At 56.5% G+C, this 22,242-nt stretch carries 19 protein-coding genes; 5 read left to right on the forward strand and 14 right to left on the reverse strand.

All coding sequences use genetic code 11. The annotated features are described in order from the left end of the window. From hisC to purU, 5 genes are all read right to left on the reverse strand, one after another. Complete coding sequence (hisC, locus tag MIH18_RS04270; protein ID WP_249008452.1) at positions 1-1,125, reverse strand: histidinol-phosphate transaminase; 1,125 nt, start codon at positions 1,123-1,125, stop codon at positions 1-3. Positions 1,126-1,144: 19 nt separating this feature from the next. Further along, complete coding sequence (gene pheA / locus MIH18_RS04275) at positions 1,145-2,242, reverse strand: prephenate dehydratase (protein WP_249014023.1); 1,098 nt, start codon at positions 2,240-2,242, stop codon at positions 1,145-1,147. A 2-nt stretch (positions 2,243-2,244) separates the two neighbouring features. Further along, complete coding sequence (gene serC, locus MIH18_RS04280) at positions 2,245-3,327, reverse strand: 3-phosphoserine/phosphohydroxythreonine transaminase (RefSeq protein ID WP_249014024.1); 1,083 nt, start codon at positions 3,325-3,327, stop codon at positions 2,245-2,247. A gap of 51 nt (positions 3,328-3,378) precedes the next feature. Beyond that, the gene (gene gyrA / locus MIH18_RS04285; protein ID WP_249014025.1) at positions 3,379-6,066 is read right to left on the reverse strand and encodes a DNA gyrase subunit A; all 2,688 of its coding nucleotides are present in this window, start codon (positions 6,064-6,066) and stop codon (positions 3,379-3,381) included. Positions 6,067-6,193: 127 nt separating this feature from the next. Continuing rightward, a complete protein-coding gene (gene purU, locus MIH18_RS04290; RefSeq protein WP_249014026.1) occupies positions 6,194-7,048 on the reverse strand; it encodes a formyltetrahydrofolate deformylase in 855 nt (284 codons plus the stop codon). Between the two features lie 144 nt (positions 7,049-7,192). Between purU and ggt the strand changes: the two genes are divergently transcribed. Next, positions 7,193-8,992: a gamma-glutamyltransferase gene (gene ggt, locus MIH18_RS04295; protein WP_249014027.1), complete on the forward strand. Its 1,800-nt coding sequence runs from the start codon at positions 7,193-7,195 to the stop codon at positions 8,990-8,992. Between the two features lie 79 nt (positions 8,993-9,071). On the opposite strand, the gene MIH18_RS04300 is transcribed toward ggt, so the two are convergent. From MIH18_RS04300 to MIH18_RS04330, 7 genes are all read right to left on the reverse strand, one after another. Beyond that, a complete protein-coding gene (locus MIH18_RS04300; protein ID WP_249014028.1) occupies positions 9,072-11,129 on the reverse strand; it encodes an FUSC family protein in 2,058 nt (685 codons plus the stop codon). 1 nt (position 11,130) lies between these two features. Next, the gene (locus tag MIH18_RS04305) at positions 11,131-11,991 is read right to left on the reverse strand and encodes an HlyD family secretion protein (RefSeq protein WP_249008445.1); all 861 of its coding nucleotides are present in this window, start codon (positions 11,989-11,991) and stop codon (positions 11,131-11,133) included. A gap of 9 nt (positions 11,992-12,000) precedes the next feature. After that, complete coding sequence (locus MIH18_RS04310) at positions 12,001-12,201, reverse strand: DUF1656 domain-containing protein (protein ID WP_018403546.1); 201 nt, start codon at positions 12,199-12,201, stop codon at positions 12,001-12,003. A gap of 196 nt (positions 12,202-12,397) precedes the next feature. After that, positions 12,398-12,610 (reverse strand): penicillin-binding protein, encoded by a 213-nt coding sequence (locus MIH18_RS04315; RefSeq protein ID WP_249008444.1) that lies wholly within the window; start codon positions 12,608-12,610, stop codon positions 12,398-12,400. 232 nt (positions 12,611-12,842) lie between these two features. After that, positions 12,843-13,001, reverse strand: coding sequence for an efflux RND transporter permease subunit (locus MIH18_RS04320; protein WP_283164106.1), 159 nt, complete (start codon positions 12,999-13,001; stop codon positions 12,843-12,845). Beyond that, positions 12,998-13,177, reverse strand: coding sequence for a hypothetical protein (locus MIH18_RS04325; RefSeq protein ID WP_249008443.1), 180 nt, complete (start codon positions 13,175-13,177; stop codon positions 12,998-13,000). Before MIH18_RS04325 ends, MIH18_RS04320 begins: the two co-directional genes overlap by 4 nt. A gap of 463 nt (positions 13,178-13,640) precedes the next feature. After that, entirely contained in the window at positions 13,641-14,699 is a 1,059-nt protein-coding gene (locus MIH18_RS04330; protein ID WP_249014029.1) for an SDR family oxidoreductase, read from the reverse strand. Positions 14,700-14,842: 143 nt separating this feature from the next. Here MIH18_RS04330 and MIH18_RS04335 point away from each other — a divergent pair, with 143 nt between their 5' ends. After that, on the forward strand, positions 14,843-15,787 hold the full coding sequence (locus tag MIH18_RS04335; RefSeq protein WP_249014030.1) for a LysR family transcriptional regulator: 945 nt from the start codon (positions 14,843-14,845) through the stop codon (positions 15,785-15,787). Positions 15,788-15,816: 29 nt separating this feature from the next. On the opposite strand, the gene MIH18_RS04340 is transcribed toward MIH18_RS04335, so the two are convergent. Together MIH18_RS04340 and MIH18_RS04345 are read right to left on the reverse strand one after the other, a co-directional pair. Continuing rightward, entirely contained in the window at positions 15,817-16,014 is a 198-nt protein-coding gene (locus MIH18_RS04340) for a CPXCG motif-containing cysteine-rich protein (protein WP_249008440.1), read from the reverse strand. A gap of 13 nt (positions 16,015-16,027) precedes the next feature. Further along, positions 16,028-16,759, reverse strand: a complete 732-nt coding sequence (locus tag MIH18_RS04345) for a DUF429 domain-containing protein (RefSeq protein ID WP_249014031.1) — start codon at positions 16,757-16,759, stop codon at positions 16,028-16,030. Between the two features lie 142 nt (positions 16,760-16,901). Here MIH18_RS04345 and imuA point away from each other — a divergent pair, with 142 nt between their 5' ends. Genes imuA through MIH18_RS04360 form a run of 3 tightly spaced genes read left to right on the forward strand, consistent with a single transcriptional unit; the run spans position 16,902 to position 22,213 of the window. Then, positions 16,902-17,591, forward strand: a complete 690-nt coding sequence (gene imuA, locus MIH18_RS04350; protein ID WP_249014032.1) for a translesion DNA synthesis-associated protein ImuA — start codon at positions 16,902-16,904, stop codon at positions 17,589-17,591. A gap of 6 nt (positions 17,592-17,597) precedes the next feature. After that, complete coding sequence (locus tag MIH18_RS04355) at positions 17,598-19,016, forward strand: DNA polymerase Y family protein (RefSeq protein WP_249014033.1); 1,419 nt, start codon at positions 17,598-17,600, stop codon at positions 19,014-19,016. Next, positions 19,016-22,213, forward strand: a complete 3,198-nt coding sequence (locus MIH18_RS04360) for an error-prone DNA polymerase (protein WP_249014034.1) — start codon at positions 19,016-19,018, stop codon at positions 22,211-22,213. The genes MIH18_RS04355 and MIH18_RS04360 overlap by 1 nt, the downstream gene beginning before the upstream one ends. Positions 22,214-22,242 lie beyond the last annotated feature (29 nt).

Below are 22,242 nucleotides of genomic sequence, written 5' to 3' on the forward strand. Positions count from 1 at the left end.
TTAAGCGCCCTGCCCGGACGTCATCAGAACTTGTGATAAAGCTTCAATAAAGCGCGCGTTTTCTCTCGCAAGGCCCACCGACACCCGCAGGTGCCGCGGCATGCCATAACCGGCGACAGGGCGCACAATTACGCCGTGCGCCAAAAGCGCCTGATAAACATCCATGGCCTGCTCACCCACGTCTACCGCAATAAAGTTCGCCGTAGACGGAATATACGACAGTCCCATGGCATCAAACGCAGCGCTAAGCTGAGCCAGGCCATCACGGTTCACCCTGCGTGCTTCATCCAGATAAGCTTCGTCGCTCAACACCGCCGTAGCCGCTGCTAAAGACACGCTGCCCACGTTAAACGGCTGGCGTACCCGATTAAGAATGTTGGCAATAGCCGCAGAGCTGATGCTGTAACCGATGCGCAGCGCCGCCAGGCCCCAGGCTTTGGAAAAAGTGCGGCAAACAATCAGATTGGGATAATCGGGCAACAGCAACAGGCCGTCGGCGTCATCCTCGCCTTGCATGTATTCGCAGTAGGCTTCGTCTAACACCACCAGCACCCGTGCGGGCACTGTGTCCATAAACGCCTGTAAGGCTTTGGCGCCGTGAACTGTACCGGTGGGGTTATTGGGATTGGCCACAAAAATCAGTTTTGTGCGTTCGGTAATCGCCGCTGCCATGGCATTCAGGTCATGCCCCCAGTTCAACGCTGGAACGCACACGCCCCGTGCACCAATCGCTTGGGTCACAATCGGGTAAACGGCAAAGGCGTACTGGGAATAGATCACTTCGTCATCAGCACCGGCAAAGCAACGGGCGATCACTTCTAGCAGGTCGTTAGAACCATTGCCCAGAGTCAGTTGTGACGTTCCGACAACAAAACGGCTGGACAATGCCTGTTTCAAATCAAAGCCGTTACCGTCAGGGTACAAGCACAACTCGCCCATGGCTTTTTGCGCGGCCTGCACGGCTTTCGGGCTGGGGCCCAGCGGATTTTCGTTGCTGGCCAGCTTGATGATGTCGGCCGGGTTCAAGCCCAACTCCCGCGCCAACTCTGCAATCGGCTTGCCTGGCTGGTAAGGCGATAGCGCCTGAACACCGGATACTGCCAGACTCTGGTAATCAATCGCCATGATTTATCCTTTAAGCGGGTTAAAGCACACCAATAGGGTAAGAGCCCAAGCGTTTGAGTTCTACCGCTTCTGCATCCACTTCGGCCAATACTTTGCAGGCGGGTTCGTCGTCCATATGGCCTTCAAAATCGATGTAGAACACATAGGCCCAGGTGCCTGTTTGCGAAGGCCGGGTTTCAATACGGGTCAGGCTGATGCCATGGCTGTGAAACGGCTCTAACAACTGATACAAGGCGCCCGGCTTATTGCGCATAGACACCAGCACCGACGTTTTATCGTGCCCGCTGGGGGTAACCGCTTCGCGGCCGATAATCAGAAAACGGGTGGTGTTGTCAGGCCGGTCTTCAATACTGTTGGCCAGCTTGACCAAACCGTAAAGCTCTGCCGCCATATCACCGGCAATGGCGGCAGAGCCAGGCTCCGCTGCGGCACGGCGCGCCGCCTCGGCGTTGCTGGAAACGGTGATACGCTCGATGCCATAGCGGTGGGTATCCAGCCACTGGCGGCATTGGGCAAAGGACTGCTGGTGCGAGTAAATTCGGGTAATTTCCACGCCATCGTGCTGCGGCGACACCATCAGGTGGTGGTGAATGCGCAGTTGCACTTCGCCGCAGATTTTTAACGGCGACGACATGAACATATCCAGAGTGTGGTTGATCATGCCTTCGGTGGAATTCTCAACCGGCACCACGCCGTAGTGCGCAGCCCCGGATTCCACTTCGCGGAACACGGCATCAATGGCAGGCATAGGCACGCTGACCACCGAATGGCCGAAGTGCTTGAGCGCAGCGGCCTGTGTGAAGGTCCCCAACGGTCCCAAAAAAGCAATGTGCATGGGCTTTTCAAGCGCAAGGCACACCGACATGATTTCACGGAACAAACGCGCCATTTCCTCGCTGGGCAAAGGCCCCGGATTCTGCTCCATAATACGGCGCAGCACCTGAGCTTCGCGTTCAGGCCGGTAAAAAAGCACGTCCTGCCCCGGATTGGCGGCCGTTTTTACATGGGCCACTTCTTGGGCGCAGCGGGCGCGGGCACTGATTAGCTCCATAATTTGCTGATCAATACTGTCTATTTCGTCGCGCAGTTCCGCCAATCGAGCTTGCTCATCGCTCATGATTAACCGCGCTCCTTGGCAAATTCCGCCATGTAGGCGATCAGTGCGTCTACGCCAGCTTCCGGCATAGCGTTGTAGATGCTGGCACGCATGCCGCCTACGGACCGGTGACCTTTCAGGTTCAGCAACTGACGTTCATCAGCACCTTTAAGGAAAGCGCTGTTCAGCGCATCGTCTGCAAGGATGAAGGGCACGTTCATCCAGGAACGAAAGCGCGGGTCAATAGGGTTGGCGTAGAACGGGTTAGTATCAATAAAGTGGTACAGTTTTTTTGCCTTGCGGGCGTTGAGCTCGCCTATGGCGCTTACGCCGCCCTGATCTTTCAACCATTTGAAAACCAAACCCGCCAGGTACCAGGAATAGGTAGCCGGCGTGTTGAACATGGAAGCGTTATCAGCAATCACCTGATAATTCATCATGGTCGGGGTTTTTGCGTGGGCTTTACCCAGCAAATCTTTGCGAACAATGACAACCACAAGGCCGGAAGGACCGATGTTTTTCTGCGCGCCGGCGTAAATAAGTCCGAATTTCGAGACATCTATAGGGCGTGACAACATGGTGGATGACATGTCCGCAACCAGCGGCACCTTACCGCTGTCGGGAACAAAATCAAACTCCAGCCCGCCAATAGTTTCATTGGGCGTGTAATGCAGGTAAGCGGCATCGGCACGGGTTTTCCAGCTGGCCTGATCGGGCACGGTGGTAAAACCGCACTCGGCAGAGCTCGCCACCACATTGACATCGCCGTAACGGCGGGCCTCTGCGATGGCTTTTTCGGACCAGATACCGGTGTTTACGTAATCAGCAGAGGCTGAGTTACCCAGCAGGTTCAGGGGCACAGTTGCAAACTGACTAGAAGCACCGCCCTGCATGAAAAGAACGGCGTAATCGTCTGATATTCCAGCCAATTCACGCACATCCTGCTCGGCAGTTTCGGCAATTTCCACAAACTCGTCGCTGCGATGGCTCATTTCCATCACCGACATGCCGGTTCCGCGCCAGTCGAGCATTTCGTCCCGTGCCTGTCGCAGCACTTGTTCCGGCAAGGTTGCCGGGCCTGCACAAAAGTTATACGCCCTGCTCATGTTGCTCTGGTCTCTCGCGTCTTGCTGATTCAGTGTGCCGATTGCGGCGACTTATTCGTCGCCGGCATCCGCGTCGCCATTATCGTCTGCATCGGTGCTGTTGCCGCCAAGCGTTTCATCGCCTGTCTGCACATCACTAACGCCATCGGTAACACCTTCAACCTCGGTGTTTTCGCCGATGACATCTTCATCGGTGATTTCTTCGGCGTCGGTTTCCGCAATACGCTCTACACCCACCAGGCGTTCGTCTTCCTGGCTGAGTTTGATCAGGCGCACACCCTGGGTGTTGCGACTGAGCACAGACACTTCATCGGTGCGGGTACGAACCAGCGTGCCCTTGTCCGAGATCAGCATCATTTCGTCGCCGTCGAACAGTTGCAATGCGGTCACCAGGTTGCCGTTGCGGTCAGAGCACTGCATGGCGATGACGCCCTGGCTGCCGCGACCGTACGTGGGGAACTCGTCCAGGTTGGTGCGTTTACCGTAGCCGTGTTCGCTCGCCATCAGTAATACGGCGTTATCCTGTGGAATGATCAACGACACCACGTGATGGCCTCCGGCCATACGGATACCGCGTACACCCCGTGCGGTGCGGCTCATCGGGCGCACAGCTTCTTCTTTAAAGCGCACCGCTTTGCCGGCGGTGGAGAACAACATGATTTCGGCGCTGCCGTCGGTGATCGCCGCGCCAATCAGGGTGTCACCTTCGTCCAGCGACAGCGCAATCAGGCCGCTGCTGCGTGGGCGGGAAAAGTTCGGCAGTGGGGTTTTTTTGACCACGCCGGCTGATGTTGCCATCAATACAAACTGATCTTCCGGGTAGTCCCGAACCGGCAGGAAGGTGGTGATACGTTCACCCTCGTCCAACGGCAGAATGTTCACCATCGGGCGGCCGCGTGAAGCACGGCTGGCGCGCGGAATTTCAAATACCCGCAACCAGTAGACTTTGCCACGGTTGGAGAAACACAAAATAGTGTCGTGAGAGTTAGCCACCAGCAGTTTTTCTACGAAATCTTCGTCTTTCATAGAGGTCGCCGCTTTTCCACGACCGCCACGGCGCTGAGCCTGATAATCTTCCACCGCTTGCGTCTTGGCATAGCCGCTGTGGGAAATGGTGACTACCAGCTCTTCTTCATCAATCAGATCGGCCACGGTTAAATCGCGGCGGGAGCTGGTAATTTCAGTGCGACGCTCGTCGCCAAACTCTTCCACAATAGCTTGCAGTTCGTCGCGAATGACCTGCATCAGGCGCTCCGGGTTACCCAGAATGTCCAACAAGTCGGCAATACGCTCCAGAATTTCGCGGTATTCGTTTTGCAGCTTTTCGGTTTCCAGACCGGTCAGGCGATGCAGACGCAGGTCCAGAATTGCCTGGGCCTGTTCCGGAGACAGGTGATATTTGCCATTGCGCAAGCCGTAAATTTCCGGCAAATCGTCCGGACGGCAGGCATCTTCGCCAGCGCGCTCCAGCATGGCCATCACGTCTTCGGATCCCCAACCCTGGGCAATCAGCTTTTCCTTGGCTTCTGAGGCCGAAGGCGAGGCTTTGATCAGCGCGATGATCTCGTCAATGTTGGCCAGCGCAACAGCCAGACCTTCAAGAATATGACCACGCTCGCGGGCTTTGCGTAATTCAAAAATTGTCCGACGAGTAACCACTTCGCGACGGTGACGTATGAAAGCGTCCAGCATTTCCTTCAGATTGAGGATGCGCGGTTCGCCGTCAATCAGTGCCACCATGTTGATACCGAACACGGTTTCAAGCTGGGTCTGTTTGAACAGGTTGTTAATGATCACGTCCGGGTTTTCACCACGGCGCAATTCGATAACAACGCGAATGCCTTCCTTGTTGGACTCGTCACGCAGCCCGGTGATGCCTTCCAGGCGTTTCTCTTTCACCAGCTCGGCGATTTTCTCGATCAACCGCGATTTGTTCAGCTGATACGGCAGTTCGGTGATGATAACCGCGTCGCGCTTGGTCTTGGCGTCGTGCTCTACTTCGTGGCGGGCGCGAATGTACACGCGGCCACGGCCGGTGCGATACGCCTCAACAATGCCCGCACGACCGTTGATGATGCCCTCGGTGGGGAAATCCGGACCGGGGATGAATTCCATCAGTTGATCAATGCTTAAGTCTGGATCATCAATCAGCGCCAAACAGCCTTTCACCACCTCAGTGAGGTTGTGAGGCGGAATATTGGTGGCCATACCCACGGCAATACCGGAGGAGCCGTTGATCAGCAGATTGGGCACGCGGGTTGGCATAACCACCGGAATCTGCTCAGTGCCGTCGTAGTTAGGCACAAAATCGACCGTTTCTTTGTCCAGATCGGCCAGCAAAGAATGGGCGATTTTCTTCATGCGAATTTCGGTGTAACGCATGGCCGCGGCGTTGTCGCCGTCGATGGAGCCAAAGTTACCCTGGCCGTCTACCAGCGGATAGCGCAGCGAAAACGGCTGGGCCATACGTACGATGGTGTCGTAAACCGCAGAGTCACCGTGCGGATGGTATTTACCGATAACGTCACCCACCACACGGGCAGACTTTTTATAGGCTTTGTTCCAGTCGTTGTTCAACACCGACATGGCGAACAGTACGCGACGATGTACCGGCTTAAGGCCGTCGCGCACATCCGGAAGTGCCCGGCCCACAATCACGCTCATGGCGTAATCAAGGTAGGACTGCTTCAACTCGTCTTCAATATTTACCGGCAGGATCTCTTTGGCTAACTCACCCATCGAGAAAGGTTCCTTTGCGTTAACTGAAAATCGTATCAGGGCCTAATTCAGGCCCCGTTAATGAGTTCTTTGACAAGCCGCGCAGTATACCACACAGGCACCCTTCCCGGGGCCTTGAGGGCGACTGTTAATCAAACACCACGGTCTTGTTTTCGTGGGTGATCACGCGGTCTTCAATATGCGAACGCAGACCGCGAGCCAACACACTTTTTTCCACATCTTTGCCCAGGCGCACCATGTCGTCGGTGGTATCGCGGTGGGTGATGCGAATCACCGACTGCTCGATGATCGGGCCTTCGTCCAGGTCCTGAGTCACGTAGTGACAAGTAGCCCCGATAAGCTTCACGCCACGGCTGTAGGCCTGGTGATAAGGGCGAGCGCCAGCGAATGAAGGCAAAAAGCTGTGGTGAATATTGATCACCTGACCCGCGTATTTGGCGCACAGTTCCGGCGGAAGAACCTGCATGTAGCGCGCCAGCACCACTACGTCGACCTGGTACTGCTCGAACAGGTCTTCAATGTGGGCAAAGGCTTCTTCGCGATTGTCTTTACTAACCGGCACGTGGTGGTAAGGGATGTCGTGCCATTCCACCATGCGGCGAAGATCATCGTGATTGGACACCACCGCCACAATTTCGACGTTCAGTTCTTTGCTTTGCCAGCGGTGCAGCAGATCAGCCACGCAGTGGGATTCTTTGCTGCACATCAACACCACTTTTTTCGGCTGCGCCGAATCGGTGATGCGCCAGTTCATATTGAACTCGCGGGCGATGGGTTCAAACGCTGCGCGAAACTGCTCCAGACCAAAGGGAATCGAGTTGGCCTTGATTTCGTGACGCATAAAAAACCAGCCACTGTGGGTATCGGAGTGGTGGCTTGCTTCGGTTATCCAGCCATTGTAGGTGGATAAAAAATTACTCACCTTAGCGACAATTCCCACCCCATCCGGGCAGGAAATCACAAGACGGTAGGTATGCTCCATGAAAGCCTTTCCTTAACTCAAACGCGGGGAAGCGGATACGTCGGGGGAGAGCCGTAACCTGAAATCAAGCTGACGGCGTTACGCACCAATGAAAATGACGGACTATGATAGCTTATATGGACATTGGAAACGAGGAGCTAACGCATGCACAGCCACCTACAGGCACCCAATTCAAAAACAGGCTCAAACACCCGCTCAGGGCGATTAAAAGCCACCGTGCTGGGTGCCTTTTTTATTAGCGCCAGGTTAACAATTATCAGCATTAGTCTGGCGGTCAGTTACGGCGCCCACGCCAATGCCATTCTGGAGGGCGAACGCTTTAACCCGGTAACCGCTACCCAAGGCATGGTATCTACCAGCCACACCCTGGCCACCGAAGTCGCGCTGCAGGTATTAAAAGACGGCGGTAATGCGGTGGATGCCGCGGTCACAGCCGGCTTTGCCCTGGCCGTTACCCAACCCCGTTCCGGCAATATTGGCGGTGGTGGTTTTATGCTGATAGCGCCGGGTGACGGCGCCGCGCCGGAAGCCATTGACTACCGTGAAACCGCGCCGGCAGCAGCCACCGAAGATCTGTTCCTGGATGAAGACGGCAAAGTGGACCAAAACCGCAGCCGCTTTACCCACAAAGCTGCGGGCGTGCCCGGCACGGTGGCCGGACTGGCTCTAGCCCTGGAGCGCCACGGCAGCATTAGCCTGAAGCAAGCTTTGGCACCGGCCATAAAGCTGGCCAGTGACGGCTTTGTGGTGCCGCGGCGCTTCAGCGAAGGGCTGGAGCAGGCCCGCGATCGCATGACCCGCTGGCCGGCTACCCTGGAAACCTTCTATAAAGAAGACGGTTCAGCCTGGCAGCCCGGCGAGCGCTTTCGCCAGCCGGAACTCGCCGCCACCTTGCAGCGCATTGCCGATCAGGGCACTGACGGCTTTTATAAAGGCGAGACCGCTCGCCTGATCGCGGCAGAAATGGCCCGCAACGACGGCCTGATTACGGAAGCCGATCTGGCCGGCTATAAGCCCGCCATCCGTACACCGGTGCAAGGTACTTATCGCGGATACGACATTTATTCCATGTCGCCGCCCTCCTCCGGCGGCGTTCACATCGTGCAGATTCTGAATATTCTGGAAGGGTTCCCCATCGCAGAATTCGGCCACAATTCCGCCAGCGCCATACATCATATGTCCGAAGCCATGAAACTGGCCTACGCAGACCGCACGCAATACCTCGGCGATACCGACTTTGTGGATGTGCCTGTGGCGGGATTAATCAGCAAAGGCTATGCAGAAGAATTGCGCGGCACGATTAGGGCGGACAAAACCCGCCCAGCCAGCGAGATAAAACCGGGGCAGCCGGCGGCCTATGAAAGCCCGGAAACCACTCACTTTTCAGTGGTAGATCGCTGGGGCAATGCGGTATCAAACACTTACACCATCAATTTCAGCTATGGCTCGGGCATTACTGTGGCCGGCGCCGGTTTTTTACTGAATAACGAAATGGACGATTTCAGTGCCAAACCGGGCGTGCCCAACGCTTACGGTTTGATCGGCGGCGCAGCCAATAAGATCGAACCCGGCAAACGCATGCTCAGTTCCATGTCGCCCACCGTGGTGCGCAAAGACGGCCGCAACTTTTTGGTGACCGGTAGCCCAGGCGGTTCGCGCATCATAACCACGACTCTGCAGGTAATCATGAACGTGATTGACCACGGTATGAACATTCAAAGTGCTGTCAGTGTGCCGCGCATTCATCATCAATGGCTGCCAGATCAGATTCGCATCGAGCAAGGTATTAGCGCAGACACAGTAAAACTGTTGGAAAGCAAAGGCCACACGGTGGTCACAGACTCGGCCATGGGCGCTATTCAGAGCATCATGATTGGCGAAGATGGTACGCTTTACGGTGGCGCAGACCCCAGGCGCAGTACGTCATCGGCGCAAGGTTTTTAAGCTTTGGAGAAAATCAAAAAACCGATTATGCCATGAGCAAAAACACCCACAATACTGCCATGGCTGACGCACATTTCTTTCAGGATTTTGACAGGCTCGCCACAGTGCGCGCCGTGCGCTCGAATGTGAGTGCAATGCGCTCGAACATACCCTCGATAACAATCGTTTGTTGATCTGGCAAGTCCACCGAATGTACAGCCTGCAACAAACGATCACTGGCTTCGCGGAACTCAGGGTTGAATTCGCCCCGAGAACTCATTAAGTAGGTGTCTGCCAACACCTGCTGCCAATTACGCAACTCGGCATCTACCAACGGTCCACGCCGTTTATGAACCAGTTTGCGCAGGCGTATGGATGTGTGCCCTAGGTTAAGGCCGGTAAAACCCAGGTCGGTCATAAAGCGCTCGCTGCGTTTATTTTCCTGATCGTAATTGGCCAGCCGTAACAGGCGTTCGCCCATGCGGGCGTTGTACCAGCGTTCCGGCGTCGGATGGTTGTTTATATCCACCAGATCTCGTGCCGTTGCGTGCAACAGTCGTCGTTTCATCAATTGGCTATCGGGCGGCGCAATCAACTGAAATATCCAATAGAGCGCACCAATACCGACCAACAAGCCGAGTGCATTGTTGGCGGCATCTGCGGCGTTAAATGTCATATTGTTGCCAGGCTGGATAATCAACGCAAAGGGAATGCAAAAACCCAGGCCGTAAGGCAAAGTTTCGCGGCTGGCCAGCGCCACTAGACCAATATAATAAGGCCCGGCCAATACCAGTATCAGAATTTCAAAGTCCCCGCTGCTTTGTGATAACAATGCTAGCCCGAACACCAGCGCCACCGGTATCGAGACCACCACACCCAATAGCAGGCGACGGAGAAACACCTTCAAAAAGGCCAAAGAAAAGCGCGCAAAAGTGACCGAAAAAACCACCGGTATAATCATCATTAAAATAGCCGATGGGCTGGCAGTGGCTACCCAGACGGTGGCACCAAAAAGAAACACCATGCCAGTACGGAAACCGTTGATGGCGCCAAACAGAGGGTCCCGATGAGTGGACAGTTTGGGGGCCTTCAACAGCGTGTTGTCGGGATTTTCCAGAGCGTTGTAGGCCCGCAACACCACGGCCAGATCTGACGCCAGCTCTAAGGCCGTGCCTGCCAGGCGAGTAACGATCGCAGACTCGTCTATAAACGCAGACCGCTGCTCCAGCAGCTGCCGTCGCAATGCCTGCGCCAGGCGGTAAGCTTCCTCATAGTTATCGGTCGCAACAACCAGACGAAAATGGATGCGCATAGCATCCAGCATCTGGCGAAACGCTGGCGACAACAGGTCATCGTGATTACGATGGAAACGGCCGAGAATCTGAGTGAGCGCTACCAGCGATAACACCTTGTTGCTGAGCAAGTTAGCAGCCCGGCTGCGCCCCGGGCCCTCTAGGCTTTCATACACCACGGCGCTGGAGTCGTCTGCCAGCGCAACCAAGGTTTCCAGGATTTGCTCAGCGCTGTGATGGCGCTGATCGTGGGAGCTTTGCGGGTCCAACTCAAAGGTCAGATTTTCCAGGGTTCTGTTAATCACCGTGCGGGCGTCGTCGCGCATCTGATCTTTCACCATCATTGGCCACAGCAGCTTGCTGACCAACATGGCACACACCGCGCCCACGGTTATTTCACTGATACGAGCCTGAGCAATATTAAACACCGCCTGGCTGCCAGCGGCTTCAGCGTTGGCCATCACCAAAATCACCACCAAAGCAGCTGTCATGCCGGCCATGGCAAAGGCATAGATAAAGTTTTTGCTGTGAACCATGGCCGCGGCCGCGGAGTTCAGGCTCACCCAAAGCGCCAGACTGGCCAGTGCCAACAGCGGGTAAGGTATCAACAGCGCCAATATGAGGACGCCGACAGCGCCCCCCAGCAGTGACCCCATAATCAGGCACAAAGCTTTTTCAATTACCATCCCGCTTTCTGGGCGAATCTGTAAAAAGATAGCGGCGACCAAGGCCCAGTACGGCCGCTCCAACCCCAAATACATGGAGGTGAACAGCGCCATGGCCATGGCGACAAGGCCTTTGATGGCGAAAATCACCGCGTGCTTGTCGGGCATCAGCAACTGTGCCAGCCAGGGGTGTAGCTGCATATTACTGATCGGTGTCGAGATAAATTGAAACCGTCATACCAGCGCTAAGATTGAGGCCTGGCGGCAGTGAGTTCAGAGTAATATCTACCGGGATGCGCTGGGCCAGGCGTACCCAGTTCACCGCCTGCTGTACTTGTGGCAACAATTGGCTGTTGCTACCCGCGCTGGTATCGGCAATGCCTTGGGCAATACTGGTGACTTTACCCTGCATTTCACCGCCGCTCATCAATGTTACCCGGGCATTCTGGCCGACGTGGATTTTCTGAAGCTTGGTTTCTTCAAAGTAACCGGTCACGTAGAACGAGCCTTTCTGCACCAGCGACACCACCGGCTGGCCCTGGTTCACGTAGTTGCCTTTGCTCAGACTGAGGTTACTAACGGTACCGGTTTCAGGCGCCGTTACCCGGGTACGCTGCAGGTCAATACGGGCCGTTGCCAGCTGAGCCTGAGCCAACTCGTAACTGGCTCTGGCAGACTCAGTTTGAATGCGGTAAGTTTCCAGATTCTCGTCGCTAATAGTCTGGCGGCCGCTCAAGCCTTCGCGGCGCTGATACTGATGTTGGGCCAATTCCCAGGCGCTGCGCTTTTGCGCCAGGTAAGCGCCGGCTTCGGCAATTTTTGCCTGATAGCGAGATTCATCAATCACAAACAGCAAGTCACCCTTGTTAACCGGCTGGTTGTTGCTCACTTCAAGGCGGGTTACCCAGCCGGATACGTCGGGCGCTACGGTAATGACATCCGCGCGAATACGGCCATCGCGGGTCCAGGGCGAATGCAAATAGTGATTCCATATCCAGTTGCCGGCCAATATGGCCGCAAAAACCACCAGCAGGGTAACCCCAACACGCAATAATTTTCCCATAAGCCCGCTTCAGTCTCCCACCCAGTAAATAGTCAGCGCCAGATAACACACAAAAATGCCGACATCGAACCAGGCATCTTTCCAGATATAACGCCTCCAGTTCAGCCGGTGCAGCACCCAACGAGTGGCCATGGTCATCAAAAACGCCAATGGCCCCAGCACTACCAAAGGGCTGAACAGCATTCCGCCTAAACTCAGCTCATGAAACATGCGTGTTTTTATCACCCGGTTATTGCGGAATCTGTGTGTATTGCCAGCAAAGAGTGTATTGGACAACTATCGGATGCGAAAACCAATAGCCATTTGCCAGTACATCCGCAACTAATTCGACACAGCGCTTATATCAGGGTATTGGCAGTGGCAAAGGGCCAGCTACTAGGTTTACGCCAATTAAGCCCCCGCCAACCTAATAGCAGGAATTCGGCGACGATTCAGGATTGATGTCACCCGCCACTTCTTCCGGGTCTATACCGTGATGGGCCAGCACTTCACGCACAAAGTTCACCTGCGCCAGCACCCGCTCGGCATCGTCACCGTAATCGTAACGGTTTACTTCCACCGGCTGCGGCATAAAGGTAAAAGCGGTTTTCAGTGCGGTCAATGTATCATTGTCTATCATCAACAGGTTCCAGTTAGCGTGAATGGTTTGCAAAACCAACTATCGGCGAGTACCCACCCAATCGTCAATCCTCACTGACACTTTTATTAACGCTGACATTACCAGTCGATGAGAATGAAGCATGGATGCCCTCTGAAATGTAAGTCGACGACTTCGCTGACACATAGGGCTCGCCTCGAACACTTTGTGTCTCAAGGCTCAATACTTGCCAATCTGGCGTCCCAGAATGGTGTCAGCAGGTTTGGGAGCTCCCTGCTGCATAGTGGGGCGGTGCCATATCGGGATACATATTTACCGGCAGGCCTCGGAGGGCGAGCAAGCCTGCGAGGGTTATCAGAATGAAAATAACGAAGGCGAATTTCGGTCGCTGGATAAAGACGCCGCTGATCATTGGGCGTCCTCACCTTCACCTTTAAGCACGACTGCTTTTGGATCGATGCGTTTATCGACGGGCGTGACCGTGATGCCGGAGCGCACCTTTTGCAGACCTTCCACGATGACCCGCTCGCCCACCTCAAGCCCGCACGCCCTCGGCGGCGGCCCGCCCAGCGCGCCGATACGCCACATAATCGGCCTCATTAAGCTGAAATCCTACGTACATCGGCGGCACTAAAACGGACCACAGCGCTTCCAGACTCTCCACCGTGTTCGCCTCGGCAATATGCGTGAGCAGGTGATGGATATAAGCTGAAGGCTTCAACTGGCTGGCCTTGGCGGTTCATGCCGAGCGCAGAACTATGTCGAGAGATCCATGACATGAGTACTGTCAATGCGACGCAGCACGACTGCTCAGTAGCAGTGCATGGTGGCTACCACTCGGCATAGTCTTTGTTCCTAAAGTGAATTCAGGCAGCCTTGGACCGCGGGCGTGAACGCCTTTACCTAGCGTGACTGATGGGCAGTTGAGAGCTATTTGTTGACCACTAGTATGTCGAACTCGGGCCAAACCGGAGCAAGGGTGCCAAAGATCCAGATGAGTGGCTGCCACCTGCCGGCCAATGCGGTAATGCCGGCCTGGCACCCTCTGCCATCAGGGAATGATCTTCTCGGCGCGCAGACGATCAAACAGGTCTGAGAACGCCCCTCGGGTCTCGCGGAAGTGATCGAAACCGAAGTCGCGTGATTTGGTGATGTCGTTGACACACTCCTGGTCGCGACCCAGGTCCGCATCGGTGTGCCACCACGAGACGAGCCTGGCGACGTCCGGTTCGACCAGATCATGCTTCTTGGCAATTTCGCGCCAAGTCGCGTCGATCCCGGCCATCTGGGTTTCCAGTGGCTGTGGTGTCTCGGGACAGTCTGCTACTTCAAGACCAAAGTATTCTCCGATCTCGCGCCACATCCGGCGCCAGCGGAAAACGTCACCGTTGACCGTGTTAAATGCCTGATTTACAGCCCCTGGCGTCGTTGCGGCCCACTCCATCTGGCGCGCCAGAACCAGCGCATCCGTCATGTCGGTCAGCGCGTTCCATTGAATCTGCGAGCCTGGGAATACGAACGGCTTGCCGGTCGCCTTACAGATTGAGGCATAGACAGCAAGCGTGGTGCCCATGTTCATGGCGTTACCGCGGGCGTAGCCGATCACCGTATGTGGCCGGTGCACGTTCCAGGAGAAGCCCTGACACTCGGCGGTTTCGAACAGTACATCTTCCAGCGCGTAATAAAAGTTGTCGCCGGGGACACGTGGCTCGGATTCGCGGAACGGCGTTTCGGTGCGACCACTGCCATAGGCTTCGAACGAACCGAGGTACTGCTTTGTTCCCGTGACCAGCGAGGCGTGCTGAACATCAGTATCACCAAGCCCCGCGAAGAGATTGCGCATCATGGCGCTGTTAGCCTCGATATTGGCTTTTTCGTTGTCGCGACCGACCCAGGTGCAATAGAAGACATGAGTGATCGGCAGACCAGCCAGCGCCTCCCGGGTAGCGGTCTCGTCGAGCAGGTCTGCGGCAACTGGTATTACACCGCTCTGTTCGGTGGCGTGTCGTGAAAGCCCGTAGACTGTCCAACCGCTGGCCACCAGATAAGACGCCAAATTTCCACCGGTAATCCCGGTGGCTCCTGCGACCAGTGCTGTACCTTTACGCATGCGCTCTCTCCTTTCGTGAACAGTGTCTGGCTCCCCGAATCGGGTTACCAATGCTTCCATTCTGTTAGCGGTCGTTCATTGCTACAATCGAAAACAACGCAAATCTTTATTGCGCACAACGCAACTCAAGGGGTTTCAACCAGATGGATCTCAATGCCCTACGCGTCTTTGAACGGGTCGCTGCCACTGGGAGTTTTACGACGACCGCCCGTCATTTCCATCGCGCTGTGTCCTCTATTTCCCGGCAAATTCGGGGACTGGAGGAGGCCGTGGGCCAGCCACTGTTCTACCGGCATACCCGTGCAGTGACGCTCACAGAAGCGGGTTTGCGCTACTACGAAGAAGTGCGCGATATTCTGGAGCGGCTCGACTTCGCCACGGACGCACTGGTGCATTCAGACGCTGAGCTCAGCGGCACACTGCGCATCAACGCACCTGTGGCTTTCGGTCAGCGGCAGGTCGTGCCACTGTTGCACCGTTTTCAGTGTCGGTACCCCTCGCTCAAGGCTGAACTGCAGCTTAACGACCGAGTGGTTGACCCGGTTCGTGAAGGGCATGATGTCACCTTCCGCGTGGGTGAGCTCTCAGATTCGTCGCTGGTGGCACGCCGTCTGGCGCCGATGAACTACGTAATCGCCGCTGCGCCGAGTTATCTTCAGGCGCATGGCGAGCCCGAATCGCCAGAGTCACTCATCGACCATAACTGCCTACTTTATCAGGGCGAAATGGGCCGACAACGCTGGTTCTTTCAGGCTCCGAATCAGGCCAGCGCCACGCCTTTCGATGTTACCGGCAATCTCTACAGCGACGACGCCGTCAGCCTGGTTCAGGCCGCTCTACTGGGTCAGGGACTGGTGATGTTCCCGACCTGGCTGATTGCCGGCGAACTCAAATCCGGCGCGCTGGTCGCTCTGCTCGATTTCTGGCGCTGTGAGGTTAACCCGGGGCGCCGCGACATCCACGTGCTGACCACCGAACGACGCCTTCGCTCACACAAGGTTCGCGTTTTCCTCAACTATCTGTTCGAATCACTAGGCCCCCTTCCCCCTTGGGATCGCTGGCGTGAGGGAATGCTGGTCAAGGGCTAGAGGCCGTCTATCTGTTACTTCCATCGCATTCAATAAGTGTCGTTTTCACTGTACACGGCCACCGACAAGTCACCGTTATTTGCCTCTGTCACAACGAAGGTGATCGGCTTGCAGCACACCTGACAGTCTTCAATATATGATTGCTGCGCATCTTCAGGGTTGATCAGCACCTCGATAGACTCACCGCAGTAGGGGCATTCGATCATGGTTTCGGTCAGTTCGGTCATAAAGCCTCCTTATTCAGCACGCGCCCTGGGGCACGTAGATATAGCCCTGTTCCGTGCAGCCGAACACTCGTTCACTGTTCCCAGCCTGGTACAAAGCCGCAATATACAGGCAAACAATCGCATCCAGTACGTCTTCGTTATGCTTCAGAGCTGCGCCACGCAAAGATTGAATACGTTGCGCATCCAGATAGGGTAAAAATAACGAGCCTATGGTCAACGCCATTCTTTGGGACTGCGCCAGGCTGAGCAGCAAACTGGCAAGCCGGGCCTGGCCCTGGCGCTTATCCGTTACCTGGCCTTTTTTATAAAACAGACGCTCAGGAAGCTGAAATATTTCGATCAGCGCGGGATGGGGATAACACTCCAGCTGCCACTTTTGCCCGGGCGCAGCCAGATGGCCAAAGCCGGCTGTGTGCAAATGATCACCCAGCAACACGCCGTTAGACGCGGGGAACAGAGTCAGATTGCAGGCGTGGCAGGATGCCTTTCGCGCAGCATAAGCCACCCCGATGCCGCGTTCACAGGGCCGTTGTCCGCTCGGGTTACGAATGATGAGTGGGCCGTCTACCGCCACACCGTGAAGACCGTCGATAGAATCCAGGGCACTGGCAACGGCGTCAAAACCGTGAAGGTTTTCAAACACGCCGGTCACTGCTATAGCGCCGTCGGCAACGTACCCTACCGCAATAGCCGTGGGGTTGCGATTGCCCTGCCAGGCAAGGTCGACACCTGCAATCACTGCCATAAAATGGCTTTCCCAGTTTTCATTTTATGCCAAGACTACCACTGTAAACGGTGACCCTGTCATTCAAATTGTTAATCCTGGCGGTTGAAATCTAGCCCTGTTCGGAATACTGTATATTTAAACAGTACTTCGAGATTTATCCATGAATGAACTTCTATCCGCCTTAAAGCAAAGCGCCCGTGTCTGGCAGGGCCATCAGCCTGTTCACACCAGTCAACCGGCTGAATCTACTGGTTACCAAGCGCTGGATAACCAGCTGGGCGGGCTGGGCTGGCCGCGGGGAGCACTCAGTGAATGCCTGCTGGACACACCCGGTATTGGCGAGCTGCATTTGCTGCTGCCATTGATGCAACGCCTGACCCATAGCGGAAAAACCGTATTCTGGCTGAACCCACCGCACATTCCTTATGCCCCGGCGCTGGTGCGTGAAGGTGTTGACCTTGACCAGGTAGTGGTCATTCACACCCAGGACAGCGGCGATTTTTTATGGACCCTGGAAAACTGCCTGCGCTCACCGGTCACCGGGCTGGTTATGGCCTGGCCCGGCAAGCTGGCGTTGCGGGATGTACGGCGCTTACAGCTGGCCGCTGAAGCTGGCAGTAACGTGTGCGTATTGTTTCGCGAACGCTGCCATGCGGCGCAAAATTCACCGGCGGCTCTGCGCCTTGAGTTGCAGCCAGACGCTAATCAATGCCTGCACGTGCAAATACTCAAACGCCGCGGCAGCTGGCCGGGCCAGCACTGCGAACTGCCGTTGCCGCAGCGAGCTGGCCTGGCTGCGGCCGAAACCAGCCGCGTGGTTAAGGGCCCCTGGCTCAAGTCGACCCGGTAACCCTTTATGCTGTGGTTACACCTGCATTTTCCTCAATTACTGCTGGATCATCTCCGCCGCTCCCGCCAGCAGGACGCAGCGCTGGTGATTGTGGACGCATCTGGCCAGAAGGTGCTTCAGGCTTGCGCTCAGGCCAGCAGCCAAGGCGTGCAGCCCGGCATGCGGCTGAAAACCGCGCTTAGCCTGGTGGCAGATCTGGCGATGGTTCGCACCGATCCGCAGCAAGAAGCCCGGGTGTTGCAGGACCAAGCCCGCTGGCTGTACCGCTGTGCCGCACACATTACCCTGGTGCCGCCAGATGGCCTGCTGGCTGAAATCGGCAGTCTACAAAAGCTGTACGGTGGTTTGCCGGCGGTGTGGGAAACCATAGAGCAAGGCTTGAACGAACGCCACCTGACGGCCTGGCTGGGCATTGGTCACACCCCGCTGGCAGCAAGGCTGATTGCCCGTACCGGCAAAGGTGAATGCAGCGCCGACCAGGGCCACATGCAGCGTCTGCTGGATCAGCTGCTACTGTCGGCAGCAGAGTTTGACGCCCAGGCCTGCACCCGCCTGCAGCGGTTAGGCCTGAACACCTTAAGCGACCTGTTCGCGCTGCCCGCAGCCGAACTAGCGCGGCGGCTGGGCCCGAAAATTCTGGCTCATAGCCAAAAAATACAAGGTACAAGGCCAGACCCACAAACGCCTTGGCAGCCCCCGCACCGATTTCGCCAGCAAGCGGATTTTGTCGAAGACATCGAACATTCCCAGGGGCTGCTATTTCCACTGCAACGCATATTGAGTGAACTGGAAGAAGACCTGTGCTGGCGCCAGCAGGAAACCGACAGTCTGAATTTGTTGTTGTGCTATCGCTACACAGAACCCACCCGCCTGCGCATACGCACTTCCGGCCCGGAGCATCGGGCGGAGGCTTTTCTGAATTTGATTCGCCTACGCTTTGAACAACAGCCTCTGCAAGCTCCGGTGGTGTCACTGGTATTGCTGGTAAAACGCTTTATTGGGCGTGAAGCCGCCAGCGGACAGGATTTGTTGGGCGAAACCCAAGATATGGACGAAGCCTGGCACACTCTGATCAGCCGCCTGCAGGCCCGGCTGGGTGACGGCGCACTGCAACAGCTGGCGCCACACGCTGATCACCGCCCTGAGCAGGCCTGGGCCAGCGCCGATGTGCAGCGCAAACAGCGCAAAGCCAGCGCCGCGGAGAATCCGTTACCTTGCCGCCCGCTGTGGCTGATGCGTAAGCCTCAGCCTTTACACACCAAGCCGCAGGCCTGGTTTGCCGGCCCGGAACGCATCAGTGGCGGCTGGTGGGATGGCCAAAGGGTACAGCGGGATTATTACATCGCCCAATTACCCAGCGGCCAATTGGCTTGGGTGTTTCGGGATGCCCGTCAGGGCTGGCACATACACGGGTGGTTTGGCTGATGCAGTCTGAAAGCTATATAAGTGGTGAAAGCCATGAAAGCTACGCCGAGCTGCACTGCTTCAGCAACTTCAGTTTTCTGACCGGCGCCTCGCATCCCCATGAGCTGGCGGAACAAGCCGCAGAACTGGGTTATAGCGCCCTGGCCATTACCGATGCCTGTTCGGTGGCTGGCATCCCCCGCGCCTGGGCGGCGCTTAAAAACAGCCCGGTGAAACTCATTACCGGCAGCTGGTTTGAATTGAGCGACGCACCACCTAGGGCCTGCACCCCGCGATTTATACTTCTGGCACGCACCCGCAAAGGCTATGGCCAACTGTGCCAGCTGATCACCAGCGCCCGACGGCGAGCGGAAAAGGGCCAGTACCAGCTGTATTACCGTGACCTGGAAGTACACGCGCTGGACGATTGCCTGTGCTTGTGGTTACCGCCAACATTGGCCAGCGCCGACAGCCAGCAAGCGCTAGCGGCGGGTGAATGGCTGCTGCGATTGTTTGACCGGCGGCTGTGGTTAGCAGCCTCACGCACTCTGGAATCCGGTGAAGAACAACAGCTGGCCCGCATACGCTGGCTGGCCGGGGAGTTACGCTGCCCCATCACCGCCAGTGGCGACGTGCACATGCATTGCCGTAAACGTCAGCCCCTGCAAGATGTGCTCACTGCCCTGCGCAACCACACCAATCTGGAGAATGCCGGCCATTGCCTGTTTCAAAACGGTGAGCGTTACCTGCGCCCCGTTGCGGTATTACAGCGCCTGTTTCCCGCCGCTTGGCTGCAGCAAACTCAGGTGATCGCCCGGCAATGCACGTTTGAACCCGGCAGCCTGCGCTATGAGTACCCGCCCGATCTAGTACCAGCCGGCACCAGCGCCGCCGGTTATTTGCTGCAACTGACCCGCGAAGGCGAACGCCGGCGCTACCCAGAGGGTACGCCGCTGCAGGTACAGGCACTGATTCACAAAGAGCTGGGGCTGATTTCAGAGATGCAGTACGAGCACTATTTTCTGACCATTGAGGACATAGTCGCATTTGCCCGCGGCCGCGGCATTCTGTGCCAGGGCCGTGGTTCAGCGGCTAACTCTGCGGTGTGCTATTGCCTGGGCATTACCGAAGTGAACCCGGCAAAAGTCGACCTGCTGTTTGAGCGTTTTATTTCCAAAGACCGCAACGAGCCGCCGGATATAGACGTCGACTTTGAACACCAGCGGCGCGAAGAAGTGATTCAATACATTTATCAGCGCTACAGCCGCGACCGCGCAGCCATAGCCGCCACCGTTATCCGTTACCGCCCGCGCAGCACCATCCGCGACGTAGGCAAAGCCATGGGGTTTGACCCATTGCTGGTAGAACAGCTGCTTGACGGCATCGACTGGCGCGACAAAGCCACGCCCTGGCGCCAGCAAATACTCGATAAAAATCTGACTCGCAATCCAAAGGTCGCTGATCAGTTTTTTACCTTGGTAAATACTCTGCTGGGCTTCCCCCGCCACCTGTCCCAGCATGTGGGCGGCTTTGTGATCAGCGCCGGCCCCCTGGCGGAATTGGTGCCCATAGAAAACGCCACCATGGCCGATCGAACGGTGATTCAGTGGGACAAAGACGACCTGGAAAGCCTGGGGCTAATGAAGGTAGACGTGCTGGCGCTGGGCATTCTTACGGCCATTCGCAAAGCCCTGGAAATGATCAGCGCCCAGTTAGGGCGGCCTTTTCACATGCAGGACATTCCCCAGGAAGATCCGGACACTTACGCCATGTTGCAAACAGGCGACAGCGTTGGCGTATTCCAGGTGGAATCCAGGGCCCAGATCAACATGCTACCGCGGCTGAAACCCGCCACCTATTACGACCTGGTGGTGCAGGTAGCCATTGTGCGCCCGGGGCCGATTCAAGGCGATATGGTGCACCCTTACCTGAAGCGCAGGCATGGTTTGGAGCCTGTAAATTACCCCAACCAGGCCATACAGCGCGTGCTGGAACGTACTATGGGTGTACCCATATTTCAGGAGCAGGTGATTAAACTGGCCATGGTCGCCGCCGGCTTCAGCGGCGGCGAGGCCGATCAGCTGCGCCGTGCCATGGCGGCGTGGAAATCCCACGGCGACCTGACTCCATTTCGCGATAAATTGCTGAGCGGCATGAAAGAACGTGGTCACACCGACGATTTCGCCGAGCGCCTGTACCAGCAAATCTGCGGCTTTGGCGGTTACGGCTTCCCCGAATCACACGCCGCCAGCTTTGCCTTATTGGTGTATGTATCAGCCTGGATAAAGTGCCATTACCCGGCGGCATTTTATTGCGCTTTGCTTAACAGCCAGCCCATGGGGTTTTATTCGGCGTCTCAACTGGTGCAGGATGCCCGCCGCCACGGGGTGGATATACAGCCATTGGATGTGAACCACAGCCAGTGGGACCATACTCTTCAGTTGCAAACCACACAGCCTCAAACCTTGCAAACCCAGGCTCCGAAAGCCCGGGCAGACAATCCCCTGTCACTACGCCTGGGCCTGTGCCAAATTCGCGGTCTGTCACAGCAAGCTGGCACGGCCGTTCCGGCCAAGAGGCCAGAAACCGGCTACACGTCTTCCGGCCAGCTACGACAGCTGACCGGCCTGAACCAGCGCGATATGGAACTGTTGGCCGGTGCCAACGCCATGCCCGGCTTTACCAGCAACCGCCACCAGGCTTATTGGCAGTTGCTGGGCCACGAACAACCGGCTGAGTTATTTGTTGGCGAAGACAATAGCGCGCCCGAACCCGCCTGCGAGCAACTGCCAGCACCCAACGAGGGCCAGAATATAGCGGCAGACTACAGCAGCCAGGGCCTGACCCTACAACGCCATCCCCTGGCTTTGCTGCGGGAACAGGGCCATCTGCGTTTCTGCCTGAGCGCCAGCGAACTCAACACCATAGAACCCGGCCGCCCGGTGCAGGTAGCCGGCCTGGTAACCGGCCGCCAGCGCCCCGGAACCGCCTCGGGCGTCACTTTCGTTACCCTGGAAGACGAAACCGGCAACATCAACGTGGTGGTCTGGCTGGCCACCGCCCGCCAGCAACGCAAGCCCCTGCTCACCGCACGGCTGCTGCACGTAAAAGGCGTTCTGGAACGGGAGGGAGATATAGTCCACATCATGGCCGGCAAATTGTCTGACCTTAGCCACCTGATAAAGGCACTTCCGGTCAGTTCGCGAAATTTTCACTAAAAGCTCAAACAGTGTGGGATACGCTCCGG

The sequence above is a fragment of the Marinobacter sp. M3C genome (genome assembly GCF_023311895.1).
Lineage (GTDB): Bacteria > Pseudomonadota > Gammaproteobacteria > Pseudomonadales > Oleiphilaceae > Marinobacter.

Bases quoted from the DNA above. Each gene is read 5' to 3' on its own strand.
- hisC (WP_249008452.1), bottom strand. From the start codon at position 1,125: ATGGCGATTGATTACCAGAGTCTGGCAGTATCCGGTGTTCAGGCGCTA.
- pheA (WP_249014023.1), bottom strand. From the start codon at position 2,242: ATGAGCGATGAGCAAGCTCGATTGGCGGAACTGCGCGACGAAATAGAC.
- serC (WP_249014024.1), bottom strand. From the start codon at position 3,327: ATGAGCAGGGCGTATAACTTTTGTGCAGGCCCGGCAACCTTGCCGGAA.
- gyrA (WP_249014025.1), bottom strand. From the start codon at position 6,066: ATGGGTGAGTTAGCCAAAGAGATCCTGCCGGTAAATATTGAAGACGAG.
- purU (WP_249014026.1), bottom strand. From the start codon at position 7,048: ATGGAGCATACCTACCGTCTTGTGATTTCCTGCCCGGATGGGGTGGGA.
- ggt (WP_249014027.1), top strand. From the start codon at position 7,193: ATGCACAGCCACCTACAGGCACCCAATTCAAAAACAGGCTCAAACACC.
- MIH18_RS04300 (WP_249014028.1), bottom strand. From the start codon at position 11,129: ATGCAGCTACACCCCTGGCTGGCACAGTTGCTGATGCCCGACAAGCAC.
- MIH18_RS04305 (WP_249008445.1), bottom strand. From the start codon at position 11,991: ATGGGAAAATTATTGCGTGTTGGGGTTACCCTGCTGGTGGTTTTTGCG.
- MIH18_RS04310 (WP_018403546.1), bottom strand. From the start codon at position 12,201: ATGTTTCATGAGCTGAGTTTAGGCGGAATGCTGTTCAGCCCTTTGGTA.
- MIH18_RS04315 (WP_249008444.1), bottom strand. From the start codon at position 12,610: ATGATAGACAATGATACATTGACCGCACTGAAAACCGCTTTTACCTTT.
- MIH18_RS04320 (WP_283164106.1), bottom strand. From the start codon at position 13,001: ATGATCAGCGGCGTCTTTATCCAGCGACCGAAATTCGCCTTCGTTATT.
- MIH18_RS04325 (WP_249008443.1), bottom strand. From the start codon at position 13,177: ATGTGGCGTATCGGCGCGCTGGGCGGGCCGCCGCCGAGGGCGTGCGGG.
- MIH18_RS04330 (WP_249014029.1), bottom strand. From the start codon at position 14,699: ATGCGTAAAGGTACAGCACTGGTCGCAGGAGCCACCGGGATTACCGGT.
- MIH18_RS04335 (WP_249014030.1), top strand. From the start codon at position 14,843: ATGGATCTCAATGCCCTACGCGTCTTTGAACGGGTCGCTGCCACTGGG.
- MIH18_RS04340 (WP_249008440.1), bottom strand. From the start codon at position 16,014: ATGACCGAACTGACCGAAACCATGATCGAATGCCCCTACTGCGGTGAG.
- MIH18_RS04345 (WP_249014031.1), bottom strand. From the start codon at position 16,759: ATGGCAGTGATTGCAGGTGTCGACCTTGCCTGGCAGGGCAATCGCAAC.
- imuA (WP_249014032.1), top strand. From the start codon at position 16,902: ATGAATGAACTTCTATCCGCCTTAAAGCAAAGCGCCCGTGTCTGGCAG.
- MIH18_RS04355 (WP_249014033.1), top strand. From the start codon at position 17,598: ATGCTGTGGTTACACCTGCATTTTCCTCAATTACTGCTGGATCATCTC.
- MIH18_RS04360 (WP_249014034.1), top strand. From the start codon at position 19,016: ATGCAGTCTGAAAGCTATATAAGTGGTGAAAGCCATGAAAGCTACGCC.